The organism is Halomonas sp. EF61, from assembly GCF_040147045.1.
GTDB lineage: Bacteria > Pseudomonadota > Gammaproteobacteria > Pseudomonadales > Halomonadaceae > Halomonas > Halomonas litopenaei.
Genome location: NZ_JAMSHM010000001.1, coordinates 1705114 through 1725377, shown reverse-complemented (window position 1 = coordinate 1725377; position 20264 = coordinate 1705114). Strand labels below are relative to the sequence as shown.

The 20264-nt window shown below is 64.6% G+C and carries 22 protein-coding genes and 1 rRNA gene; 10 read left to right on the top strand and 13 right to left on the bottom strand.

The window, feature by feature from the left end; translation table 11 throughout:
• Positions 1–35: 35 nt before the first annotated feature.
• From NFI08_RS07555 to NFI08_RS07540, 4 genes are all read right to left on the bottom strand, one after another.
• Complete coding sequence (locus NFI08_RS07555) at positions 36–308, bottom strand: oxidative damage protection protein (protein WP_045994673.1); 273 nt, start codon at positions 306–308, stop codon at positions 36–38.
• A 164-nt stretch (positions 309–472) separates the two neighbouring features.
• Positions 473–1552 carry an A/G-specific adenine glycosylase gene (gene mutY, locus NFI08_RS07550; protein WP_260425390.1) on the bottom strand — a complete coding sequence of 360 codons (1080 nt, stop codon included), beginning with the start codon at positions 1550–1552 and terminating at the stop codon, positions 473–475.
• 154 nt (positions 1553–1706) lie between these two features.
• Complete coding sequence (locus NFI08_RS07545; protein WP_108448390.1) at positions 1707–4067, bottom strand: AsmA family protein; 2361 nt, start codon at positions 4065–4067, stop codon at positions 1707–1709.
• Positions 4064–4513 (bottom strand): acetyl-CoA sensor PanZ family protein, encoded by a 450-nt coding sequence (locus NFI08_RS07540; RefSeq protein ID WP_045994670.1) that lies wholly within the window; start codon positions 4511–4513, stop codon positions 4064–4066. The genes NFI08_RS07545 and NFI08_RS07540 overlap by 4 nt, the downstream gene beginning before the upstream one ends.
• Positions 4514–4686: 173 nt before the next feature.
• Between NFI08_RS07540 and hisB the strand changes: the two genes are divergently transcribed.
• The 4 genes from hisB to hisF all read left to right on the top strand — a co-directional run bounded on the left by hisB (position 4687) and on the right by hisF (position 7680).
• The gene (gene hisB, locus NFI08_RS07535) at positions 4687–5280 is read left to right on the top strand and encodes an imidazoleglycerol-phosphate dehydratase HisB (protein ID WP_045994669.1); all 594 of its coding nucleotides are present in this window, start codon (positions 4687–4689) and stop codon (positions 5278–5280) included.
• Positions 5281–5380: 100 nt separating this feature from the next.
• Positions 5381–6022 (top strand): imidazole glycerol phosphate synthase subunit HisH, encoded by a 642-nt coding sequence (gene hisH, locus NFI08_RS07530; RefSeq protein WP_124805026.1) that lies wholly within the window; start codon positions 5381–5383, stop codon positions 6020–6022.
• A gap of 134 nt (positions 6023–6156) precedes the next feature.
• Positions 6157–6897 carry a 1-(5-phosphoribosyl)-5-[(5-phosphoribosylamino)methylideneamino]imidazole-4-carboxamide isomerase gene (gene hisA / locus NFI08_RS07525; RefSeq protein WP_108131090.1) on the top strand — a complete coding sequence of 247 codons (741 nt, stop codon included), beginning with the start codon at positions 6157–6159 and terminating at the stop codon, positions 6895–6897.
• Positions 6898–6906: 9 nt separating this feature from the next.
• The gene (gene hisF / locus NFI08_RS07520) at positions 6907–7680 is read left to right on the top strand and encodes an imidazole glycerol phosphate synthase subunit HisF (RefSeq protein ID WP_045994666.1); all 774 of its coding nucleotides are present in this window, start codon (positions 6907–6909) and stop codon (positions 7678–7680) included.
• Positions 7681–7787: 107 nt separating this feature from the next.
• Here the strand turns inward: hisF and NFI08_RS07515 are convergent, their stop codons facing one another.
• Both NFI08_RS07515 and NFI08_RS07510 read right to left on the bottom strand, forming a co-directional pair.
• Positions 7788–8372 (bottom strand): YjaG family protein, encoded by a 585-nt coding sequence (locus NFI08_RS07515; RefSeq protein ID WP_108131089.1) that lies wholly within the window; start codon positions 8370–8372, stop codon positions 7788–7790.
• Positions 8373–8496: 124 nt separating this feature from the next.
• Positions 8497–8790 (bottom strand): MGMT family protein, encoded by a 294-nt coding sequence (locus tag NFI08_RS07510; protein ID WP_045994664.1) that lies wholly within the window; start codon positions 8788–8790, stop codon positions 8497–8499.
• A 71-nt stretch (positions 8791–8861) separates the two neighbouring features.
• On the opposite strand from NFI08_RS07510, the gene NFI08_RS07505 reads away from it, so the two are divergent.
• Entirely contained in the window at positions 8862–9551 is a 690-nt protein-coding gene (locus NFI08_RS07505) for a type 1 glutamine amidotransferase (protein ID WP_108131591.1), read from the top strand.
• A 4-nt stretch (positions 9552–9555) separates the two neighbouring features.
• Here NFI08_RS07505 and mnmH read toward each other — a convergent pair whose 3' ends face one another.
• The 4 genes from mnmH to NFI08_RS07485 all read right to left on the bottom strand — a co-directional run bounded on the left by mnmH (position 9556) and on the right by NFI08_RS07485 (position 14047).
• Positions 9556–10662: a tRNA 2-selenouridine(34) synthase MnmH gene (gene mnmH / locus NFI08_RS07500; protein ID WP_108448388.1), complete on the bottom strand. Its 1107-nt coding sequence runs from the start codon at positions 10660–10662 to the stop codon at positions 9556–9558.
• A complete protein-coding gene (gene selD / locus NFI08_RS07495) occupies positions 10659–11696 on the bottom strand; it encodes a selenide, water dikinase SelD (RefSeq protein ID WP_045994662.1) in 1038 nt (345 codons plus the stop codon). Before selD ends, mnmH begins: the two co-directional genes overlap by 4 nt.
• 151 nt (positions 11697–11847) lie before the next feature.
• Complete coding sequence (gene radA / locus NFI08_RS07490; RefSeq protein ID WP_045994661.1) at positions 11848–13224, bottom strand: DNA repair protein RadA; 1377 nt, start codon at positions 13222–13224, stop codon at positions 11848–11850.
• A gap of 46 nt (positions 13225–13270) precedes the next feature.
• The gene (locus tag NFI08_RS07485; protein WP_213230837.1) at positions 13271–14047 is read right to left on the bottom strand and encodes a helix-turn-helix domain-containing protein; all 777 of its coding nucleotides are present in this window, start codon (positions 14045–14047) and stop codon (positions 13271–13273) included.
• A gap of 190 nt (positions 14048–14237) precedes the next feature.
• Between NFI08_RS07485 and NFI08_RS07480 the strand changes: the two genes are divergently transcribed.
• Both NFI08_RS07480 and NFI08_RS07475 read left to right on the top strand, forming a co-directional pair.
• Positions 14238–14507, top strand: coding sequence for a YiaA/YiaB family inner membrane protein (locus NFI08_RS07480; protein ID WP_045994659.1), 270 nt, complete (start codon positions 14238–14240; stop codon positions 14505–14507).
• Positions 14508–14512: 5 nt separating this feature from the next.
• Entirely contained in the window at positions 14513–15238 is a 726-nt protein-coding gene (locus NFI08_RS07475; protein WP_349588400.1) for a PspA/IM30 family protein, read from the top strand.
• 152 nt (positions 15239–15390) lie between these two features.
• Here the strand turns inward: NFI08_RS07475 and NFI08_RS07470 are convergent, their stop codons facing one another.
• Together NFI08_RS07470 and NFI08_RS07465 are read right to left on the bottom strand one after the other, a co-directional pair.
• The gene (locus tag NFI08_RS07470; RefSeq protein ID WP_045994657.1) at positions 15391–15846 is read right to left on the bottom strand and encodes a copper resistance protein NlpE N-terminal domain-containing protein; all 456 of its coding nucleotides are present in this window, start codon (positions 15844–15846) and stop codon (positions 15391–15393) included.
• A gap of 101 nt (positions 15847–15947) precedes the next feature.
• A complete protein-coding gene (locus NFI08_RS07465) occupies positions 15948–16844 on the bottom strand; it encodes an AEC family transporter (protein ID WP_045994656.1) in 897 nt (298 codons plus the stop codon).
• A gap of 136 nt (positions 16845–16980) precedes the next feature.
• Between NFI08_RS07465 and hisC the strand changes: the two genes are divergently transcribed.
• From hisC to NFI08_RS07450, 3 genes are all read left to right on the top strand, one after another.
• The gene (gene hisC / locus NFI08_RS07460) at positions 16981–18036 is read left to right on the top strand and encodes a histidinol-phosphate transaminase (RefSeq protein WP_349588396.1); all 1056 of its coding nucleotides are present in this window, start codon (positions 16981–16983) and stop codon (positions 18034–18036) included.
• 49 nt (positions 18037–18085) lie between these two features.
• The gene (gene gloA2, locus NFI08_RS07455) at positions 18086–18490 is read left to right on the top strand and encodes an SMU1112c/YaeR family gloxylase I-like metalloprotein (protein WP_108448384.1); all 405 of its coding nucleotides are present in this window, start codon (positions 18086–18088) and stop codon (positions 18488–18490) included.
• A gap of 66 nt (positions 18491–18556) precedes the next feature.
• Positions 18557–19549, top strand: coding sequence for a 2-hydroxyacid dehydrogenase (locus tag NFI08_RS07450; RefSeq protein WP_124805031.1), 993 nt, complete (start codon positions 18557–18559; stop codon positions 19547–19549).
• Between the two features lie 560 nt (positions 19550–20109).
• Here the strand turns inward: NFI08_RS07450 and rrf are convergent.
• Positions 20110–20225: ribosomal RNA gene (rrf, locus tag NFI08_RS07445) — 5S ribosomal RNA — on the bottom strand.
• Positions 20226–20264: the final 39 nt, after the last annotated feature.

Genomic DNA, 20264 nt, shown 5'->3' with positions numbered 1-20264 from the left:
AAATGATGGCGAGCGCTTTTCAAGGCGTCGCAAGGCTAGGCGTCACGCGGAACATAGCCCTCGGCGCGGTCGGTCTCTTCATTGTCGAAGAAGCGTTCCATCTGCTCCATCAGGTACTCGCGGTTAGCCGGGTCCATCATGTTCAGATGCTTCTCGTTGATCAGACGGGTCTGCAGCGCCTGCCATTCTTCCCAGGCCTGGCGTGACACGCTCGCCTGGATTTCCTGCCCCTTCTTGCCCGGCAGCGGGGGGAAGGGCAAGGCGTCGAGCTCCTTCTGGTACTTGCGGCAAAACACGGTCTGACTCATGGCGGTCTCCTTTCTATGGTACGGCCTGCTGGCTACGGTGTGGCCTGCTGGCACGAGGATAGCAGTGTGCCCCGCCCAGACTTAAGCGTTCTGTTGCTGCAGAGCCGTGGCGCTCGTCCCAGGCTCCCTGTGCGCCAAGATCAGCGCGGGGGGCAGCACCGACGTCAACGCGACGGTGGCTGGCTCAAGGCAAAGGGAGCAAGTGAGGCGAGCAGCTTCTTTACCGGTGCGGCAAGCCCCACCGACTCCGGCGCCTGGGGGTCGTACCACAGCCGTCCCTCGGCAACGCCATCGACTCGCCCGCCACGTGCCGGCACCGGCGTGATTTCCAGGCGAAAGTGACTGAACACATGAACGAAGCTCGACCAAGGCTCGTCTCGCTCGGCTCCTGGCGCGTGGGTATCGAGCCAGGCATCGATCTCGGCGTCGCTGTCGAACTGGGGAAGCCCCCACAGCCCGCCCCACAGCCCCTGGGAAGGCCGCTGCTCCAGCAGGATGCGCCCGGCCTCGTCGCTCAGCACCAGCATGCGGGTATGGCGCAAGGGGATCGCTTTCTTCGGCTTGGACTCCGGGAAGCGCTTTTGCTCCCCTCGGGCGCGGGCCACACAAACATCGGCGAACGGGCAGCGCTCGCAGTCCGGCTGGCCACGGCGGCACAGTGTCGCCCCAAGGTCCATCATGCCCTGGGTGAAATCCACCACTCGCTGTTCCGGCGTGTAGTGCTCGGCCAGGTGCCAGAGCTCGCGTTCCACCGCTGGCCGACCGGGCCAGCCTTTCAGCGCGTGCAGGCGCGTCAGTACGCGCTTGACGTTGCCATCCAGAATGACGGCTCGCCTGCCGGTGCTCTGGGCGATGATCGCCCCGGCGGTCGAGCGGCCAATGCCGGGCAGCGCGGCCATGGCATCGAGGCTGTCCGTGGGAAACTCGCCTGCATGCTGTTCCACCACGACTCGGGCCGCCTTGTGCAGATTCCGGCCTCTGGCGTAGTAGCCCAACCCGGTCCACAGATGAAGGACCTCATCCTGGCTGGCCTCGGCGAGGGCCTTTACATCATGAAAGCGCTGCATGAACCGCTCAAAATAGGGAATTACAGTAGTAACCTGGGTCTGCTGCAGCATGATTTCCGAGACCCACACCCGATAGGCAGTACGATCATGCTGCCAGGGAAGATCGTGGCGACCGTGCACATCGAACCAGTCGAGCAGGCGCCGGGAAAACTCCTCTGTACTGAGCAGCGGCGACACTCGACCGCTATCCTTGTCGCCTTTCGTCCGACTGTCAGGGCCAGAGACTTCTGATAAATATTTCATAAAACCAATTAGTTATCATCACTCAAAAGTCAGACACGAAAAAAAGCGCCGACACGGAGGTCGGCGCAGTGACTGGCTTGCTTGATGCTCAATTAAATAGACCACGGACGGCGTCACGAAGTTCCTTGCCAGCCTCTTCTCCGATGCGTTCGTCGAGACGCTCGAGCTCCTTGCCCAGCCGCTCCTCGACTTCCTCGTTGACGCGGGAGCGGGCCTCTTCGGCGACCAGCTCGCCCAGATTGGCCTTGAAGGCGTCGGCGTCAAAGCCGCACCACTGGCTGCTGTCACCCTCCAGGCTGCCTTCGCAGCGCACCGGGAAGGGCACCTTTTCGAGACGCCGATTGACGCTGCAGGCGGCATCGGCGGTGTCGACAAAGCGGGCCGCCCCGTTGGCATCAAAACGCTGGCTGCCCAGATCGAGCTGGCCACCACCACTGACCTCGATACCCGGCAGGGTGATCAACAGGTCGTCGTTATGGGCGACGCCGTCACGGATGGTGAAGCGCGCGCTGATGTTCTCGAAGCGGGTGTTCTCGCTCCACTCGCGGGTGGTCTGCTCGCCTTCGAGGCGCGCCACGGCGGTACACAACTGACGCGAAATATTGGCGCGGGGAATGCTGCCCTCGTTGATCCGCGTGTCCAGGGTGCCGTTGAGGTTACGGGTCAGCTCATGGCGAGCATTGCCGCGGGTGGTCAGTTCACCACTAGCATGCAGCGAGCCGCTGAGCGGGGCGGGCTCCTGCCCAAGCGATGTCAGCAACGACTCCAGACGCACGCCCTCGACCTCCGGCGCCAGCTGCCAGGCGAGGTCATCGCCGCTGGCGTCTATCACCCCGGTGGCCTTAAGCCGACCTTCATGGAAGCCCGCTTCGAAGCCGGTCAGACGATGCCTTCCACCCTCGCCCTGCATGCTCAAGGACACATCCTGGTAGCGCTGGCCGCCCAGGATCAGCTGACCCAGCGCCAGCGATACGCTCTCGTCCAGCCCGGCCAGAAAGCTTTTCGGCAGGATCGCCGGTGCGCCGTCCTGGTCCTGGGCCAGCGCCGACGCGATGCCGGGAATGCCGTTGGCGGCGGTGTCCTGCTCGGGCGGCGGCAGATAGCTGTCGGCGTCGAGGCGGTCGCCTTCCAGATCGAGATCGACCCGGGTGCCATCGAAGCGTGCACCGAGGGAACCGGAGAAGGTGTTGTCATCGAGCACCAGCGTCAGACCATTGAGCGAGAGCTGCTCGAGGGTGCCTTCCACCGGACTGGTCAGCGCCACTTCCGACAGCGCCTCGTCGCTGGACATGCTGGGCATGGCGTCCATGCGCGCAAGCCAGGCACGCAGCGACAAGGGTGCCAGACGCACCTGGCCGTCATAGCGTGGCGCCGAATTCAGCTCCTTCAGGTTGAGATTGCCCTTGATCGACAGACCATCGGGGCCGCTCAAGGCGATATCGCGCAGCTGGGCGGTACCGGCGTCGAAGTCCGACTCCAGCTGGAACGAAAGCGTCATGGCCACACGCTTCTCGCCTAACTGGGGTGCCAGCAGGCTGGCGTCCAGTTGACTCGGCGCCATGTGCAGACGCTGCTCGCCAAGGTTCAGCACCACCTCGTCGCTGGTCAGGGTCGCCTCCTGGGGTTCCGAGGCACCGGCCAGGAGAGTACTGGTCTCCAGCATCACGTCGCTGAGCACGTGGCGGCTGTCGGCGAGCCCCAGATTGACGTCGCTCTCCAGGGTGACATCGCTTTGCAGGCCAGGGGTGCGCTCTTCCGTTGTTTCGCCCTCACCGCCGCCATCGAGCTGGTCGAACACCTTCAGCTGGAAGGTGGAGCTAAGCGGAAAGGCGGTATCCGGATTGACGTTGCTGCCGTTGATGGTGAGCTTCTCGGCCTGCCACTCGCGGCCGGCCTGATGATCGACCAGGCTCAGATGGCCCTTGGTCACCTCGACGCTGGCGATGTTCAGGGCCACCGACAGACCGCCTTCATCATCCGGGTTGGGGCCTGCGCTAGCCGGCGCCAGCGCCTTTTCGGCGTCATCGGCCCTGTTTTCGAGGCGTTCGAGCAGCGCCTCCCAATTGCCGGTGCCATCACTGTCGCGCTCGAGATTCAGCGACAGCCCATCCAAGGTCAGGCCGTCGATGGCGATTTCGCCGCGCAACAGCGGTGTGAACGCCAGGCTGACCGAGGCCTCGGAGAAGGCAGCAAAGGCCTGAGCGTCATCCGCCTGATCCGGCAGGCGCGCTTCGGCCTCGGCCACGCTGACACCAATGCGCGGATAGAAGGACCACTCCAATGGGCCTTCCAGCGACAGTTCGAGCCCGGTGTGCTCCTTCACCACGGACACCAGCCTCGGCTTCATGTCCTCGGGGTTGAAGAAGGTGGTGACGTAGACCACCGCGCCCACCGTGACCAGGGCGAGGACGCCGACGACCGCCAGCAGGGTTCTTACGAGTCGTTTCATTTGCCGCTTTCTCCGGTGGGCAGATCGAGTTGGAAATCATCGCCGCTTCGCGTCAGTTGATAGCCCAGACGCTTTAGCAGCATCTGGTCGGCCAGGGTCAGCTGCGAACCGGCCACGCTCAGCGCCACGCCGTCACGGTTGGCGGCAGCGCTGATCAGCGCCAGCAGGCGCGAGCCCACGCCACGCCGACGAGTGGTCTTGCGAACACAGAGGTCGAACATGCGCCAGCGCCCGTCACCAGGACTGACGGCGACGGCACCGAGCAGGCGATCATTGAAGCGCGCCGCCCAGAAGAAACCATGTTCGAGCTGGCGGGTCACGTAGGCTCCCGGCGGGAGCTTGATGCGCTCCTCCGGCGCATCGGCATAAATGCGGGTCAGATCGATCCGCACCTGTTCATCGGCGTCCCAGACATCCTGGTCGACGCGAAAGAGGGTCACCGGCATACGCTGTCTCCCTTGGCCGGAGGGCGGCGACGGCCGCCACTGGAATGGCTGCATTGTAGCGGATGGGGGTGCCGATTCACTATAATGGCTGTCTTGTGCGCCTCGCACCGCGACCGGCCCACCTTAGAAACAAGGCCCCCAATTCCGACATGCGCGTGAGCGCAGGAGACGACATGTCCGAGCGTATTGCCACGGTCAGCCGTGACACCAAGGAAACCCAGATCAGCGTCACCCTCAACCTCGACGGCGAGGGCAACCTCAAGGGTGAAAGCGGGGTTCCCTTCCTCGACCATATGCTCGACCAGGTGGCCCGCCACGGCATGGTCGACCTGGACATCAGCGTCAACGGCGATTTGCACATCGACGACCACCACACCGTCGAGGACCTCGGCATCACCCTGGGACAGGCGTTTAACCAGGCCATCGGCGACAAGCGCGGCATCTATCGCTACGGCCACGCCTATGTGCCGCTGGACGAGGCACTGTCCCGGGTGGTCATAGACTTCTCCGGCCGTGCCGGCCTGTCCATGAACGTCGAGTTCACCCGCGCCACCATCGGGCGTTTCGACACCCAGCTTTTCTGGGAGTTCTTTCAGGGCTTCGTCAATCACGCCCAGGTCACGCTGCATATCGACAACCTGAAGGGCTTCAATGCCCACCATCAGGCGGAAACCATCTTCAAGGCCTTCGGCCGCGCCCTGCGCATGGCCGCCGCCGAGGACCCCCGCATGGCCGGCAAGCTGCCCTCCACCAAGGGTAGCCTCTAACGCCGCCGGCTGCGGTCCAACAGCAACAAGACGACAAGACACCAAGCGAGGCGGTCGCCGGCAGCGGCGCCCCTCCGGGCCAACCACCAAGGAGCGCTTCATGACCATTGCCGTCATCGACTACGGAATGGGCAACCTCCATTCCGTCGCCAAGGCACTGGAACACGTCACCCACGAGAACGTGCTGGTGACCCGCGACGCTCGTTCGATCCAGGGCGCGACCCGTGTCGTGCTACCGGGACAGGGCGCCATCCGCGACTGCATGGGCGAACTGGAGCGTACCGAGCTCAGCGGCCTGGTTCGCGAGCTTCTGGCCAGCCAGTCCAAGCCGCTGCTGGGCATCTGTGTGGGTCAGCAGATGCTGATGGACCACAGCGACGAGAACGGCGGCATCGACTGCCTGGGCCACCTCGCCGGTCAGGTGAAGCGGTTTCCGCTGGACATGAAGGACAGTGACGGCGCTCGCCTGAAGGTCCCGCACATGGGCTGGAATCTGGTGGCGCAGCCCAACGCCCACCCGCTGTGGGAGGGTATCGAGCCCGGCTCGCACTTCTACTTTGTGCATAGCTACTATGTGGCCGCCGAGCATGACGCCGAGGTCTTCGGCACCACCGACTACGGCAGCGTCAGCGCCCATGTGGCGGTGGGTCGTGACGCCACCTTTGCGGTGCAGTTCCACCCGGAAAAGAGCGCTCGTGCCGGCCTCAGGCTGCTCGAGAACTTTGTCCAGTGGAACCCCTGACCCAGACCTGAGCGCCGGACGGGCAGGCGCTCGCTTGCCCTGGCCGCCGCCCGACATCTGCACCGGCACGGCCCACGCCCTGCCTGCATCGATCACACTGGCACGCCCCTGAAAAGGCACCCCGAGGACACAACATGCTGGTAATTCCCGCCATCGATCTCAAGGACGGACAGTGCGTTCGTCTCAAGCAAGGCCGCATGGACGAGGCCACCACCTATGGCGACGACCCCGTCGCCATGGCCGCTCGCTGGGTCGAGGCCGGCGCACGGCGCCTGCATCTGGTCGACCTCAACGGCGCCTTCGAGGGGCGTCCGGTCAACGGCGAGGCGGTGACCGCCATTGCCCGCCAGTACCCCGACCTGCCGATCCAGATCGGTGGCGGCATTCGCAGCGCCGAGACCATCGAGCACTACCTCAAGGCCGGCGTCTCCCAGGTGATCATCGGCACCAAGGCGGTCAAGGAGCCTGACTTCGTGACCGAAATGTGTCGCGCCTTCCCCGGCCATATCATCGTCGGCCTCGACGCCCATGATGGCCGTGTGGCCACCGACGGCTGGGCCGAGGTGTCCGAGGTGATGGCGGTGGATCTGGCCAAGCGCTTTGCCGACGACGGCGTCTCCAGCATCGTCTACACCGATATCGCTCGCGACGGCATGATGAACGGCGTCAACGTCGAGGCCACGGCAGCCCTGGCCCGGGACGGTGGCATTCCGGTCATCGCCTCCGGCGGCGTGACCAACCTCGATGACCTGCGCGCCCTGGTGGCGGCTGGCGAGCCGGGCATTCTCGGCGCCATCACCGGACGCGCCATCTACGAAGGCAGCCTGGACGTCGCCGAAGGGCAGCGCCTGTGCGACGAACTGACCCAAGGCTGAGGAGGCTCCATGGCTCTTTCCAAACGCATCATCCCGTGTCTCGACGTCGACGCCGGCCGAGTGGTCAAGGGTGTCAACTTCGTCGGCATCCGTGACGCCGGCGACCCGGTGGAGGTGGCGCAGCGCTACAACCAGCAGGGCGCCGACGAGATCACCTTTCTCGACATCACCGCCAGCCACGAGGACCGCGACACCACGGTGGAGATGGTCGAGCGCATCGCCGGCGAAGTGTTCATCCCGCTGACGGTAGGCGGCGGCATCCGCACCTGTGACGATATCCGCACCATGCTCAACGCCGGCGCCGACAAGGTCTCGATCAATACCGCAGCGGTAACCAACCCTGAGTTCGTGCGTGAAGCCGCCGAGCGCTTCGGTAGCCAGTGCATCGTGGTGGCGATCGACGCCAAGCGCGTCAGCGAGGAAGGCGAAGCCCCTCGCTGGGAGATATTCACCCACGGCGGCCGTCGCCCCACCGGGCTCGACGCGGTGGAATGGGCCAAGAAGATGGTCGAGTACGGGGCCGGCGAACTGCTGTTGACCAGCATGGACCGCGACGGCACCAAGGCCGGCTTCGACCTGGGCGTCACCCGCGCCATCAGCGATGCGGTGGCGGTGCCGGTCATCGCCTCCGGCGGTGTCGGCAACCTCGACCACCTGGTCGAGGGCGTGACCGAAGGCCACGCCGATGCGGTGCTGGCGGCCAGCATCTTCCACTTCGCCGAGTACACCATCCCCGAGGCCAAGCGCTATATGGCCGACAAGGGCATCACCATGCGCCTCTGACCGACGCCTTTGGCTGGCTCTTCAGCCAGGGCTTGCAGAGCCAGCAACCAACCACCCCCGCCGGGTAGCCCGGTGGGGGTGGTCGTTTGTACGGACTGAAACCGACCTCAGTCCAGGGTCAGCCCCAGATTGCTGACACCACCGTTGCGTCCAAGCTTTCTCAACGCCTTGACGTGCTTCTTGCTCGGCTCTTCCTCGGCCGCCTCCAGCGCCGCATCCTGAAAGTCGTTCTCGTCTTCCATCAACGGGTGCTGCTTGACCAGTTGCGCGAGCTTTTCGGCGTCGTCCTCTCCCTCAGTCAGCTCGATAAAGGAGCGCACCGCTGCCTTCGAGACCTTGCTGACCTCAAGCACCGCGTCCGGCGCATCGCCTCTCAGGGTATCGAGGATCGCCGATAGCGCGACCACCCCATCGAGGGCACGACGGGCGCCGAAGCTGTCGTCCTGTTGAGGAGGCTCCAGCTCGCCGAGCTTTTCGGCCTGGAGATCGAAGTCGATCTTGGCGTCCTTGACCGTCAACTGCTCCCACACCAGGTCGAGGATCGCCCTCATGCCCGCCAGATCCCCGTGACCGCTGGTATCGGCGTAGAGCGCATAGTTGGGCAGCATGCGCTCGGTCAACGCGGCCATGAAGGCCTGTTGCTGACGTAGAGTCAGCGCCTGCAGGCGCTGGTGAAATCCTGGCTTTGCCATGATGGCTCCTGTGCTGGCAATAAACGGGCTGCCGGTCCCTTTATTCAAGGTTCAAGGGGCGAGAGTCGAGGGTCGCGTGTCGAATGTCGGGAAAACGGCGATGGCCGAAAGCGGACTGGGCGACTCAAGGCCAGAAGCGCTCCTGGGCGATCCGTCCACGCTCATCGAAGGCCACACCTTCATCGATCAAACGCTTGCGCTGCTCGTCGGCCCCGCCGTGGTCGGCGAGCTTGCGCGAGGCCGTCACCACCCTGAACCAGGGAAGCTCATGCCCCGACGGCAGATCGCGCAGCGCCCGCGCGACCATGCGTGCGCTGGCCCCATCGGTCATGGCGGCGATGCGTCCGTAGCTGGTCACCCGCCCCGAAGGAATCTCGCTGATGATGGTAAGAATCTGTTCTCGGACGTCCGGATTCATGTAACCTTTCGTTCTGGTTGCATTTTCATCGAGGGATGGCGCCGCCCACCCTCAATCTGAGCGAGGCCCCCATGCACCTTCATCTGCTCAAGCACCATCCTGACCTGGGCCCCGCACGCATCGGCGACTGGCTTGCCAGCATGGGCCACAGCTTCACCGTCTTCCACCTCTACGACGGTGAGCTGGTGCCGCGCCCCGGGGACTGCGACGCCCTGATCATCCTCGACGATCTCGAGGACCGCGACCAGGCGCCCTGGCTCAAGGCCGAACGCAAGCTGATCGACCAGATGCTCGACGGCCACAAGCCGCTGCTCGGGCTCGGCGCCGGCGCCCGGCGCATCGCCGAAGCGCTGGACGCTCCGGTGGGCCGTGGAACCCAGGCCGAAGCCGGCTGGCAGACCGTCAGCCTGGCCGACGACAGCCCCTTCGACCTGCCCGACGACTTCCCCGCCCTGCTGTGGCATCGCCAGGTGTTCGGACTACCCGATGACGCCCTGCCGCTGGGCGGCACGCCGACAAGCCCGGTGCTCGGCTTCGCCTGGGACGCCGGCCGGGTGGTTGGCCTGGCCTGCCACCTGCATCATCACCAGGAGAGCCTGACGGCCTTTCTCGAGACGATGCCGTTGCCGCAAGGCGCCGACGCAAGCCCCAGGACCCAGTCGCCGGAAACGATCCTTGCCGAGGCACGGCGCCTGGATACCCTGGCGCCGCTGCTGGATCGCCTGCTGAGCCAGTGGCTGCGCACGGCACCGGACGTCTAATTGTCTAACTCGCCACCGCGTCCCACTGCTGCTGACTCCAGGTCTTGGCGAACTCGAGGCAGCTGTCCCAGTCACCGACATGCAGGAAGCGACGCTCGGTGTGCTTCTCCAACTGATAGCGGTACATGGGGTCATAGTACTCGGTAAGCAAAGGCGCCAGCCAGGCCTCGTGGGCCTGGCGGTTTCCGGCCTCGTGCTCGCGGAAGGCCAGCGTCTGCAGCCGCTGCAGGCGGGCCAGTCGCGCGCTCCCCAGGCGCTTCTTCAGTCGCCCCAGCGCCGTCGACAACTGCTTGCGCATCAGTGACCAACCGAGGCGCTCGCCGAACTGATTGCGATAGATCGTCCACAGGTCGTCGATGTAGTCCTTGTGGATCTGGTTGAGGCGCCAGTCCAGCGGCATCTCGACGCGGATCCTCGGCGCCGGCTCCATTCCCCGCCAGAACTCGAGCGGTATATTGGCCGCGCCGATGTGGCGCGACTCGTCTTCCAGCACCAGCGGCCCGTGCAATGACAGCAGTCGCAGGCCCATGGCGTGCTCGAAGTCGATCTGGCTGGGGGCGATCAGTGGATGGCGGCCGAAGGCCGAGCCCTTGTGACGGGCGCAGCCCTCCAGATCCAGACCGTTGTCCAGGGCCTGCACGATGGACGTCTTGGCGCAGCCGGTCAGGCCACCCACCACCAGCATGGGCTGGGCGGCGGCGTCATCGATGCGTGCGCACAACGTCTGGCGCATTGCCTTCCAGCCACCCTCGATGCGCGGTCGTTCGACGCCGGCCTCAAGCAGCCAGCGCTGGGCGATCTGCGAGCGCAGGCCACCCCGAAAACAGTAGATGATGGCGTCCGGGGCCGCCTCGAGCTGGCGCTTCCAGGCTTCGATGCGCGCGGCCTTGATCTCGCCGGACACCAGCCGCTCGCCCAGGGCGATGGCGGCCTGCTGGCCGGACTGCTTGTAGGCGATCCCGACCTGATGGCGTTCCTCGTTGTTCATCAGCGGCAGGTTGACCGCCCCGGGCAGGCTGCCCTGGGCGAACTCCACCGGCGCCCGCACGTCGATCAAGGTGCGCCCCTCGACCAGCAGGGCGGGATCCGCCGGGACCAGCGGCAACTTCATCCGCGCACCTCGATCAGCGCCTCACCGCTGGCCTCGACGACCTCGCCGAAGGGTGCAAGCTCGATACCGAACTCGCGGCCGACCCGCTCGACATCGTCCTCCCAGGACGGGTGTACCGAGATCAACAGACCGCCCGAGGTCTGCGGATCACACAGCCACTGCCAGTGGGCCTCATCCATCTGCGGCAGGCTGGCCCCCAGGGCGTCACGGTTACGACGGGTGCCGCCGGGTACCGCGCCCTGGCGCCGGTAAGCCTCGGCCTCGGCCAGGCGCGGCAGGCGGCGAAAGTCGATGCGAGCCGCCACGCCACTGGCCGCGCACACCTCGGACAGGTGGCCAGCCAGGCCAAAGCCGGTGACGTCGGTCATCGCACGCACCCCTTCGATGCGCGCAAGGGCGGCACCGATACGGTTGCTGATCAGCATGGTTTCCCGCGCCAGGCCATGGTGACCGCTTTCCAGAAGCCCCTGCTTCTCCGCCGTGGTCAGCATGCCCACCCCCAGCGGCTTGGTCAGAAACAGCAGATCGCCGGGCTTGGCGCCCTTGTTGAGCTTCAGGTGCTTGAGTTCCACCAGACCGTTGACCGCGAGACCGAAGATCGGCTCCGGGGCATCGATGGAGTGGCCGCCCGCCAGCGCCAGGCCCAGCTCACGACATACCGCCTGAGCCCCGGCCACCACATCACCGGCGATGTCCGCGCCCAGCTTGTCCAGCGGCCAGCCCAGAATGCCCAACGCCATCACCGGGTCACCGCCCATGGCGTAGACGTCGCTGATGGCGTTGGTGGCGGCGATGCGGCCGAAGTCGAAGGGGTCATCGACGATCGGCATGAAGAAGTCGGTGGTGCTGATCATGCCGCGCCCGTCGCCCAGGTCGAAGACGGCGGCGTCCTCTCGTCCCTGGTTGCCGACGATCATCTTCGAGTGGCTCGCTCCCGGACCGGCCTTGGCCAGGATGCTGTCGAGCACATCGGGGGCGATCTTGCAGCCACAGCCGGCACCGTGACTGTATTGGGTCAAGCGGATGGCGCTCATGGAAGTCTCCTTGGCAATGATGGGCCCATTCTACACCAGCAGGACCGGCGGAATCGGCACGGCGCAGTCACCATCGTCCTGATCACAACCCGGGTAACCGGCTGTGATCAGGGTATGGTCTGGCGCCCTGGTGATCAGTTCATGGATGGGGTTACAGCACTTCGAGGGCGTCGGCGAGCTTGTCCACCGCCACCACCTCCATCCCCGCCGGGGAGTTCTTGGGAGCGTTACCCCGGGGCACGATGGCACGGGTAAAACCGTGCTTGGCGGCCTCGACGATACGCTCCTGGCCGCTCGGCACGGGGCGAATCTCCCCGGACAGGCCAACCTCGCCGAATACCACCAGCTCGCGCGGCAGTGCCCTGCCCTGCAGGCTCGACACCACCGCCAGCAATACCGCCAGGTCGGCACTGGTCTCCAGCACCTTGACCCCGCCGACGACGTTGAGAAAGACGTCCTGGTCGCCAGTAAACAGGCCACCGTGACGGTGCAGCACCGCCAGCAGCATCGACAGGCGATTGGCGTCCAGCCCCACCGCGACGCGGCGCGGGTTGCCCAGCGCCGACTCGTCGAGCAGTGCCTGCACCTCCACCAGGATCGGCCGGGTGCCTTCCCACACCACCATCACCAGGCTGCCGGGGGCCTGCTCCTGCTGACGCGAAAGGAAGATCGCGCTGGGGTTCTTCACCTCCTTCATGCCGTGTTCCAGCATGGCGAAGACGCCCAGCTCGTTGACCGCGCCGAAGCGGTTCTTCTGGCCGCGCAGGGTACGGAAGCGGGAATCGGCGCCCCCTTCCAGCAGCAGGGAGGCGTCGATCATGTGCTCGAGCACCTTGGGCCCGGCCAGGCTGCCGTCCTTGGTGACGTGGCCGACCAGCAGCAGCACCGTGCTGGACTGCTTGGCGAAACGGGTTAGTGCCGCCGCGGATTCGCGTACCTGGGCCACACCACCCGGCGCCGACGAGATGTCCTCCAGATGCATGGTCTGGATCGAGTCGATCACCAGCACCTCGGGGCGCTCGCGCTCGGCCACCGCCAGGATGGTCTCGACGCTGGTCTCCGCCAGCATCTTGAGTCCCTGGGTCGGCAACTGCAGGCGGTGGGCGCGCATCGCCACCTGGGACAGCGACTCCTCGCCGGTGACGTAGAGTACGCTGCGCTCCTGAGCCAGCTTGCAGGCGGTCTGCAGCAGCAAGGTGGACTTGCCGGCCCCGGGGTGGCCGCCCAGCAGCACCGCGGAGCCCGGCACCAGACCGCCACCGAGTACGCGGTCGAACTCGGCAAAGGTCGACGACAACCGCGGTACCTCCGACAGATCCACGTTGGCCAGATCCACCACCTCACGCGACAGGCTGCCGGCGTAGCCACCGCGCGCCGTCGCGCCGGCGCTCGACCCGCTTCTGGCAGGCGAGGACAGACGCACCTCGGTCAAGGTGTTCCACTCCTGGCAGCTGGAACACTGCCCCTGCCATTTGCGGTACTCGGCACCGCACTCGGTGCACACGAAGGCGCTCTTGGCCTTGGCCATGAATCCTCTCTCTATCGGTTCAATCGGGTTCGTTCGTCAGCGATGGTCAACACTGCGGCTTGCCGCCGTGTCCCGGGTAGCACTTGTCGTCCTCAACACGGCGGTAGCGGCGAAACACCTCCATCTCCCAGGGGCGCATGGCGATCATCAGGCTGACACCAAAGCGCTGCTCGAGCGGCAGCGACAGATCTTCCTGATGACAGTGGCGAAGGTCCAGCGCCAGCCGCCGAAGCTTCTGCTGCATCACCTCATTGGAGCGCACCGACAGCATGCCATTGACGAACAGTCTTATCTCGCCCGGGCGATCGAAGCGACACGCCAGGAAATCCTCCTGGACCCGGGACTCGAAGAAGCGCTGGATAGGCCCTTGCGGCTGCCACTGGAAGTCATAGCTGATCAGCAGCTTGATGCGATTGCCCGGCAGCAGCTCGATCAATCCCATGCGATCGAGCCGCACCAGGTGCGTTATCACCTGAGGCTCGCCGAGCGAATAGGTCGCACAGATATCTTCAAAGCGCCAGCGATTAAGCGCACAGAAGGCCACCAGCAGCAGCGACATGTCAGAGACCAGCTCCTGCTCAAGCTCTGGGGCGATCGCGTCGACCAGCGCCTGGGGCTCCAGCTGGCGGACAAGGTCTGTGATCTCGAGACCGACCAGGGCACACACCTGATCCAGGCGCTGCAGCGAAAACTGGCGCTCGGCGAACAGCCGCTTGACGCTGGCCTCGGACAGGCCAAGCGCCGCCGCCACCTGCTGATAGGTGACGCCATTGGCCCGCAGTGCCGCCTTGAGCGCATCCACAATCGCCACCGTCTGCGCCATGACTCACATCCCTCATCGCCGAAAGCCCCGGCCAAGGTAGCAGAATACGCGACTCACGGCTCAACAACACGCTACCTTCCGGATCCTGCTGGCGTACCGCGCCCCGACCTCGCCATAGTGCCATCGACGCCGCGCTCGCCACACCCTGTAGGCGATGTCGGCTCCACCACCCAGCAAGCAGGAGATCTCCATGGAAAATGAAGCGAGCAACAATTCGTCAGGCTGGCTGTTCTTCGTCAAGGTCACCTTTGCCATCGCGCTGGCCGCCATGGCGGTCGGTATCGTGATGGCGCCCATCGACCTGCTGGTCAAAGGTTATCTCGGCGTGTGTTCACTGTTTCTGGTCTCCACCACCATCACCCTGTCCAAGACGCTACGCGATGACCACGAGAGCCGGCGCTTCCACAACCGCATCTCCGAGGCCCGCACCCAGCAACTTCTCAAGGAATACACGGAGTAGCCACCATGTCACTTTGGACGAAACTGCACACCCTGGTTCGGGCGACAGCTCACGAACCGGTAGAGAAGCTGGTGGATGCCAACGCATTGCGGATCATGGCCCAGGAGATCCGTGAGGCCGAGCAGGCCTTGCACCAGGCACGCCTCGATCTCGCCGGCCTGATCGCCGAACGCAGACAGCTCGAGCGCCACAACCAGCAACTGGCCGAGCAGCTCGAAGCCAGAGAGCACCAGGCTCGCGCGGCCCTCGAACAGGACGATGAAGCGCTGGCCTTGGCCGTGGCCAGCCGCATCGCCGAGGTCGAAAGCCAATTGACCTCACAGCGACAGCACGCCGAGGCCTTGTCGCGACAGGAACAGACCCTGCGCGAGGAGCTCGGGCAAGCGGCTCAGTCACTGCGCCACTACCAGCGCGAAATGAAACTGGCCAAGGCGCGAAGCGGCAATGCTGGCCTTGGGCGGAAGCTGGGCGCTTGCAGTACCGGGCTCCAGCGACACATGGACGAAATTGCAACCAGCTACGAACGCATCCGCACGTTCCAGCAACACCAGGCAGAGGTCACGACGGCCCTCAAGGAGCTGGATGAAGAGGCCAGCGGCCAGGATCTGGATCGACGCCTCAGGACGTCGGGTATCCTAGAGGGATCGATGGACGCCAGGAGTGTGCTTGCCCGGCTGAAGGCCCAAGGGAGCGCGGCTGCCGTTCCAGGCGAATCGCCCAGTGGGGCATGAGCCCTGCGATCAGCGTTAGCACCGCCAGCGCTTCGAAACAGCCTCCAGGCGGTGCCGAGCGAGCCTGTCGGCACAATACCATCACGTCAAGACGCCAAAGGGCGGCCCACCTGGGGCCGCCCTTTGTGTTCGACACTTGCATGTCGTGCGACTTACTGCTGGCGGGTCAGCTGCAGCATGTCGTTGTTCTGGAAGCGACGACGCTGGGGGTCGATCAGCTCCAGAGTCTGCGGATTGACGCGCATGAAGTAGTAGGTCTGGCCTTCACCGTTGGGGACCAGCTCGTAGACGGTGGCCTCCGGATTGTCGGCGGTACCGGTCAGCACATCCCAGTTGCCGGAGTAGTTCTCGTTCGGCGGATTCTGGGGATGGTTCTGGTAGGCCGCGGTCAGATCGAAGGTGCGCTGCGCCGGGGCGCTCTGGTCTTCACCTTCCATGGTAACCGTCAGGGCGATGCCGTCGCAGTTACGGCACGGCAGGGTCCCCTGGTAGGTCGCCGAGGTCGCCTGGATGGCTTCACCACCGGATCCCTCGTCGCTGGGGCCACTCGCACAGCCGGCCAAAAGGGCGAGCATGGCGGATCCCGCCAGCAAAGTCCTGAGTTGCATATTAGTCCTCCTAACCATTGAGCATGGAACCGACGAATCGGCAGCCTGCCGACAGCATAACCTCCCAGCTTCGTTGCGCACAGCCCTGTATCGCTGCCGGCTCACGACACCGGAGGCATCACGTGGGCGAACACCAGGCCAAGCACGATCGGCATCACGATCAGACTACCGAGGTTGCCGATCAGCACCAGCGACGCCACCGAATGCGGCTGCTGGCGATACTGCTCGGCCACCAGGTAGTTGAGCACCGCCGGCGGCAGGGCAGCGAACACCCACAGCGACGCGGCCTTGAGTCCCTCTAGTTCAAGCAGCATGATCAACGGCCAGGCCAGCAATAACCCGGAAAGCGGGCACAGCACCGCCCCGAGCAGCCCGGTCTTCCAGTCACCGAAGTCGATATCGAGCATCCGCACGCCCAGGGCGAACAGCAACAGCGGGATGCACACACCACCGAGCATATGCATCGCCTCCAGCAGCCAGCCCGGCAGCGAAAGCCCGGACAGATTGACCGCCAGGCCAGCGAGGCTCGCCAGCACGATGGGCATGCGCAAAAGGCGCCAAAGCGGCGTATGGGGACTGAGCATCTTCAGTCCCAGCGAGAAGTGCAGCAGCATTTCGACGATGAACAGCACCACTGCCGCCGGCAGCGCCTGCTCGCCGAAGGCCAGGATCAGCAGCGGGATGCCCATGTTGCCGGAATTGTTGAACATCATTGGCGGCACAAAGGTCTTCGGCTCGAGCCTGAGCCACTTCACCACCGGCCATACCAGCAGCCCCGACCCCACTACCACCACGGCGCCGGCCAACGCCAGCCAGGCGTAGTCCTCAAGCGGCGCCTGGCGGTCGGCCAGCACCACAAATACCAGCATGGGCACGAACAGCTCCATGTTGAGGGTGTTGAGGCTACGGATGTCGGGAGAGCGCAACTTGCCATAGAGGGTACCGGCCCCCGAAATCAGAAATACCGGTAGCAGAGTGGCGAGGATCTGAGCGGTCATGGAGTCTCTTAGGCGGCAAACGGTCAGCGCTCGCAGCCTAGCACGTCAGCGACTTGCGCAGGGCCCTGGCAGCGGTCACCATGACCAAAGTGGTAATCAAGCCTTCGATTCTGCCAAGCCTGCCAAGCGAGAGACCATGAGCCAGTTGTGGAGTCCCAACGTTCGGGAACTGACCCCCTACGTGCCGGGCGAACAGCCCCGCGAGAAGCTGATCAAGCTCAACACCAACGAGAACCCCTACCCGCCCGCGCCTGGCGTGGAACGGGTCCTGCGCGAGTTCTCGGCGGATCATCTGCGGCGCTACCCGGACCCCACCTCGAGCGCCCTGCGTAAGGCCCTGGCACAGGCCCTCGGCACGACCTCCGCCAACGTCTTCGCCGGCAATGGCTCCGACGAGGTGCTGGCGCTGGCCTTCCAGGCATTCTTCCGCCAGGACAAGCCGCTGGCGATGCCGGATATCTCCTACAGCTTCTATCCGGTCTACTGCCGCATGTACGACATCGACAGCCAGCGTTTCGCGCTGGACGATCAGTGGCGTGTCGACCTGGACGCCCTGGCCAGCGACAGCGGCGGCGTGATCTTTGCCAACCCCAATGCCCCCACCGGTCACGGCCATGGCCGCGAGGCCATCGCGGCCTTGCTCGACAAGGTCACCGACCGCGTGGTGCTGGTGGACGAAGCCTACGTGGACTTTGGTGGCGAGAGCGCTGTCCCCCTGGTCGAGCGCTACCCCAACCTGCTGGTGACCGGCACCTTCTCCAAGTCGCGCAGCCTGGCAGGGCTTCGCCTTGGGTATGCGGTGGGCTCACCGGAGTTGATCGAGGGACTGACCCGGGTGAAGGACTCCTTCAACTCCTACCCGGTGGACGCCCTGGCCAGCGCCATCGGCATCGCCGCACTGGAAGACGGCGACTACTTCGAGGCCACGCGTCAGGCGGTGATCACCACCCGCGAACGTACTCGCCAGCGTCTCGATGACCTGGGCTTCGAGGTGCTGCCGTCACAGACCAACTTTGTGCTGGCGTCGCACCCCAAGCACGACGCAGCCCAGCTTTTCGTCGGTCTGCGCGAGCGCGGCATCCTGGTACGCCACTTCAATACCGAGACGCTGCGCGATCATCTGCGTATCTCCATCGGCACCGATGACGAGATGGACTCGCTGATCGAGGTGCTCAGCGAGCTCTGTCGCTAGGCCACAACATCGGGCGCCGCGCGGCGCCCCTTCTTTGCAAGAGGCCCCCATGAGTGAGCGTCTGCCGTTGACCGGAGTGCACCACGTCGCCCTGATCACCGCCGACTACGAACGCGCCCGGCGCTTCTATCTTGAGGTGCTCGACGCCCGCATCCTCAACGAGGCCTACCGCCACGAGCGTGACAGCTACAAACTGGACCTGGCCCTGCCTGGAGGCATCCAGCTCGAGCTGTTCTCCTTTCCCTCTCCGCCGCCTCGGCCAAGCTATCCCGAGGCCTGCGGTCTTCGTCACCTTGCCCTGGCAACATCAGACCTGGACGCCAGCGTCGCGTTGCTGAAGCGGCGTGGCGCGCGACCCGAACCTATCCGAGTCGACGAGTTCACCGGTGCCCGCTTCACCTTCTTCGCAGACCCTGACGGAACACCTATCGAACTCTACGAGACGCAAGCCTGACGTCACCGCAACCACACAGCGCTTCAGCCGATTCCGCCACTGTCCCTGACCCGCGAGGCAAGCACCATGCTCAAGGTAGGCTTCTTCAGCTCTCAGCCCTACGAACGCCCCTTCTTTTCCGATGAGCATCACCCGCAGCTGAGTATCGTGCACTTCGAGCAACGCCTCAGCACCCGCACCGTGACCCTCTGCCAGGGACTCGATGCAGTGTGCGTATTCGTCAACGATGAGCTCGATCGCACCGTGCTCGAGCGTTTGGCCGTGGTAGGGGTACGCCTGGTCGCGCTCAGGTGCGCAGGATTCAATAACGTTGACCTCGACGCCGCTCGCCGGCTTAACATCCAGGTGTGTCGCGTACCGTCCTACAGCCCCGACGCCGTTGCCGAGCACTGTGTCGCTTTGATGCTCACGCTCAGCCGCAAGATCCACAAGGCCTACAACCGGGTGCGTGAGGATAACTTCGACCTCAATGGCCTGCTCGGCTTCAACCTCGCCGGCAAGACCGTCGGGATCGTCGGCTTCGGCCAGATCGGCCGCTCCCTGGCGGGTATCCTGAGCGGCTTTGGCTGCCGCGTGCTGGTCACCGACCCAGCCCCCATCCGCATCCCTAACCAAGCCGACATCGCGCAGGTCGAGTTCGATGAATTGCTGGCACACAGCGACATCATCTCGCTGCACTGTCCGCTCACCCCAGACACCCACCACCTGATCGACGAGTCGGCCTTTTCCCGAATGAAGGACGGGGTGATGCTGATCAACACAAGCCGCGGCGCCCTGGTCGACACACGCGCCTGTATCGAAGCCCTGAAACGTCGCAAGCTCGGCTACCTGGGTCTCGACGTCTACGAGCAGGAAGCCGGCATGTTCTTCGAGGACCGCAGCGACGACATCCCGCTGGACGACGTCTTTGCCCGCCTTATCAGCTTCCCCAATGTCGTCGTCACCGGCCACCAGGGCTTCTTCACCCGGGAAGCCCTGAGTGAGATCGCATCGACCACGCTGGAAAGCCTCACCGCCTTCGAGGAAGGGCGTTCTCTCGATCAGCACTGTCAGCTCTAGAGAGTCGACGCTGCCCTGAACAAAAGAAGCCCGACTCCTCTCGGAAGCGGGCTTCTTTTCGGTACATGCCTACCCTGTTCCCTGAGGGGCCGCATGGGATGAAGCGCGAGCTGAACGTAGAGAGCCCATGCATGCGTTCTTTACAAAAAAGAAGGCCCGATTATCTTCCGATAATCGGGCCTCTTCTGATTCTGAATAAATGCCTGATAGACGGGCCGACCTTCTGATCTACAGCGCACGCCCAAGGCGCCACTCTGTCCCTGAAGACTGCCGGATGACGCAACCAAGGTAACAATGTTTCTACTCGTCTCATCCCTGAGACTCGCCCTGCGTTCCTCAAGGCCCGCCTGCGGCGGTTCTCCCCTGTTCCCGACAGGGTAGTCGCATGGGGGTGAGTCACCCCGAGCTTTTGCGGCAACGCCGCAAGGGGTGACGAACGACGCGAGCTTGCGAGCGGCCGGACCGCACGCAGTGCGGCCCCACATATAAAGAGAGGGGTCTTCCCATGCATGCGAAGAAGCCCGGTTATCTCTCGATAACCGGGCTTCTTCTGAATAAATGCCTGACGATGACCTACTCTCGCATGGGGAGACCCCACACTACCATCGGCGCTGAGCGGTTTCACTTCTGAGTTCGGCAAGGGATCAGGTGGTTCCCACTCGCTATGGTCGTCAGGCGGAAAAAAGACAATATATATCATGCCGACGATACGCTT

Bases quoted from the DNA above. Each gene is read 5' to 3' on its own strand.
- NFI08_RS07555 (WP_045994673.1), bottom strand. From the start codon at position 308: ATGAGTCAGACCGTGTTTTGCCGCAAGTACCAGAAGGAGCTCGACGCC.
- NFI08_RS07545 (WP_108448390.1), bottom strand. From the start codon at position 4,067: ATGAAACGACTCGTAAGAACCCTGCTGGCGGTCGTCGGCGTCCTCGCC.
- NFI08_RS07540 (WP_045994670.1), bottom strand. From the start codon at position 4,513: ATGCCGGTGACCCTCTTTCGCGTCGACCAGGATGTCTGGGACGCCGAT.
- hisB (WP_045994669.1), top strand. From the start codon at position 4,687: ATGTCCGAGCGTATTGCCACGGTCAGCCGTGACACCAAGGAAACCCAG.
- hisH (WP_124805026.1), top strand. From the start codon at position 5,381: ATGACCATTGCCGTCATCGACTACGGAATGGGCAACCTCCATTCCGTC.
- hisA (WP_108131090.1), top strand. From the start codon at position 6,157: ATGCTGGTAATTCCCGCCATCGATCTCAAGGACGGACAGTGCGTTCGT.
- hisF (WP_045994666.1), top strand. From the start codon at position 6,907: ATGGCTCTTTCCAAACGCATCATCCCGTGTCTCGACGTCGACGCCGGC.
- NFI08_RS07515 (WP_108131089.1), bottom strand. From the start codon at position 8,372: ATGGCAAAGCCAGGATTTCACCAGCGCCTGCAGGCGCTGACTCTACGT.
- NFI08_RS07510 (WP_045994664.1), bottom strand. From the start codon at position 8,790: ATGAATCCGGACGTCCGAGAACAGATTCTTACCATCATCAGCGAGATT.
- NFI08_RS07505 (WP_108131591.1), top strand. From the start codon at position 8,862: ATGCACCTTCATCTGCTCAAGCACCATCCTGACCTGGGCCCCGCACGC.
- mnmH (WP_108448388.1), bottom strand. From the start codon at position 10,662: ATGAAGTTGCCGCTGGTCCCGGCGGATCCCGCCCTGCTGGTCGAGGGG.
- selD (WP_045994662.1), bottom strand. From the start codon at position 11,696: ATGAGCGCCATCCGCTTGACCCAATACAGTCACGGTGCCGGCTGTGGC.
- radA (WP_045994661.1), bottom strand. From the start codon at position 13,224: ATGGCCAAGGCCAAGAGCGCCTTCGTGTGCACCGAGTGCGGTGCCGAG.
- NFI08_RS07485 (WP_213230837.1), bottom strand. From the start codon at position 14,047: ATGGCGCAGACGGTGGCGATTGTGGATGCGCTCAAGGCGGCACTGCGG.
- NFI08_RS07480 (WP_045994659.1), top strand. From the start codon at position 14,238: ATGGAAAATGAAGCGAGCAACAATTCGTCAGGCTGGCTGTTCTTCGTC.
- NFI08_RS07475 (WP_349588400.1), top strand. From the start codon at position 14,513: ATGTCACTTTGGACGAAACTGCACACCCTGGTTCGGGCGACAGCTCAC.
- NFI08_RS07470 (WP_045994657.1), bottom strand. From the start codon at position 15,846: ATGCAACTCAGGACTTTGCTGGCGGGATCCGCCATGCTCGCCCTTTTG.
- NFI08_RS07465 (WP_045994656.1), bottom strand. From the start codon at position 16,844: ATGACCGCTCAGATCCTCGCCACTCTGCTACCGGTATTTCTGATTTCG.
- hisC (WP_349588396.1), top strand. From the start codon at position 16,981: ATGAGCCAGTTGTGGAGTCCCAACGTTCGGGAACTGACCCCCTACGTG.
- gloA2 (WP_108448384.1), top strand. From the start codon at position 18,086: ATGAGTGAGCGTCTGCCGTTGACCGGAGTGCACCACGTCGCCCTGATC.
- NFI08_RS07450 (WP_124805031.1), top strand. From the start codon at position 18,557: ATGCTCAAGGTAGGCTTCTTCAGCTCTCAGCCCTACGAACGCCCCTTC.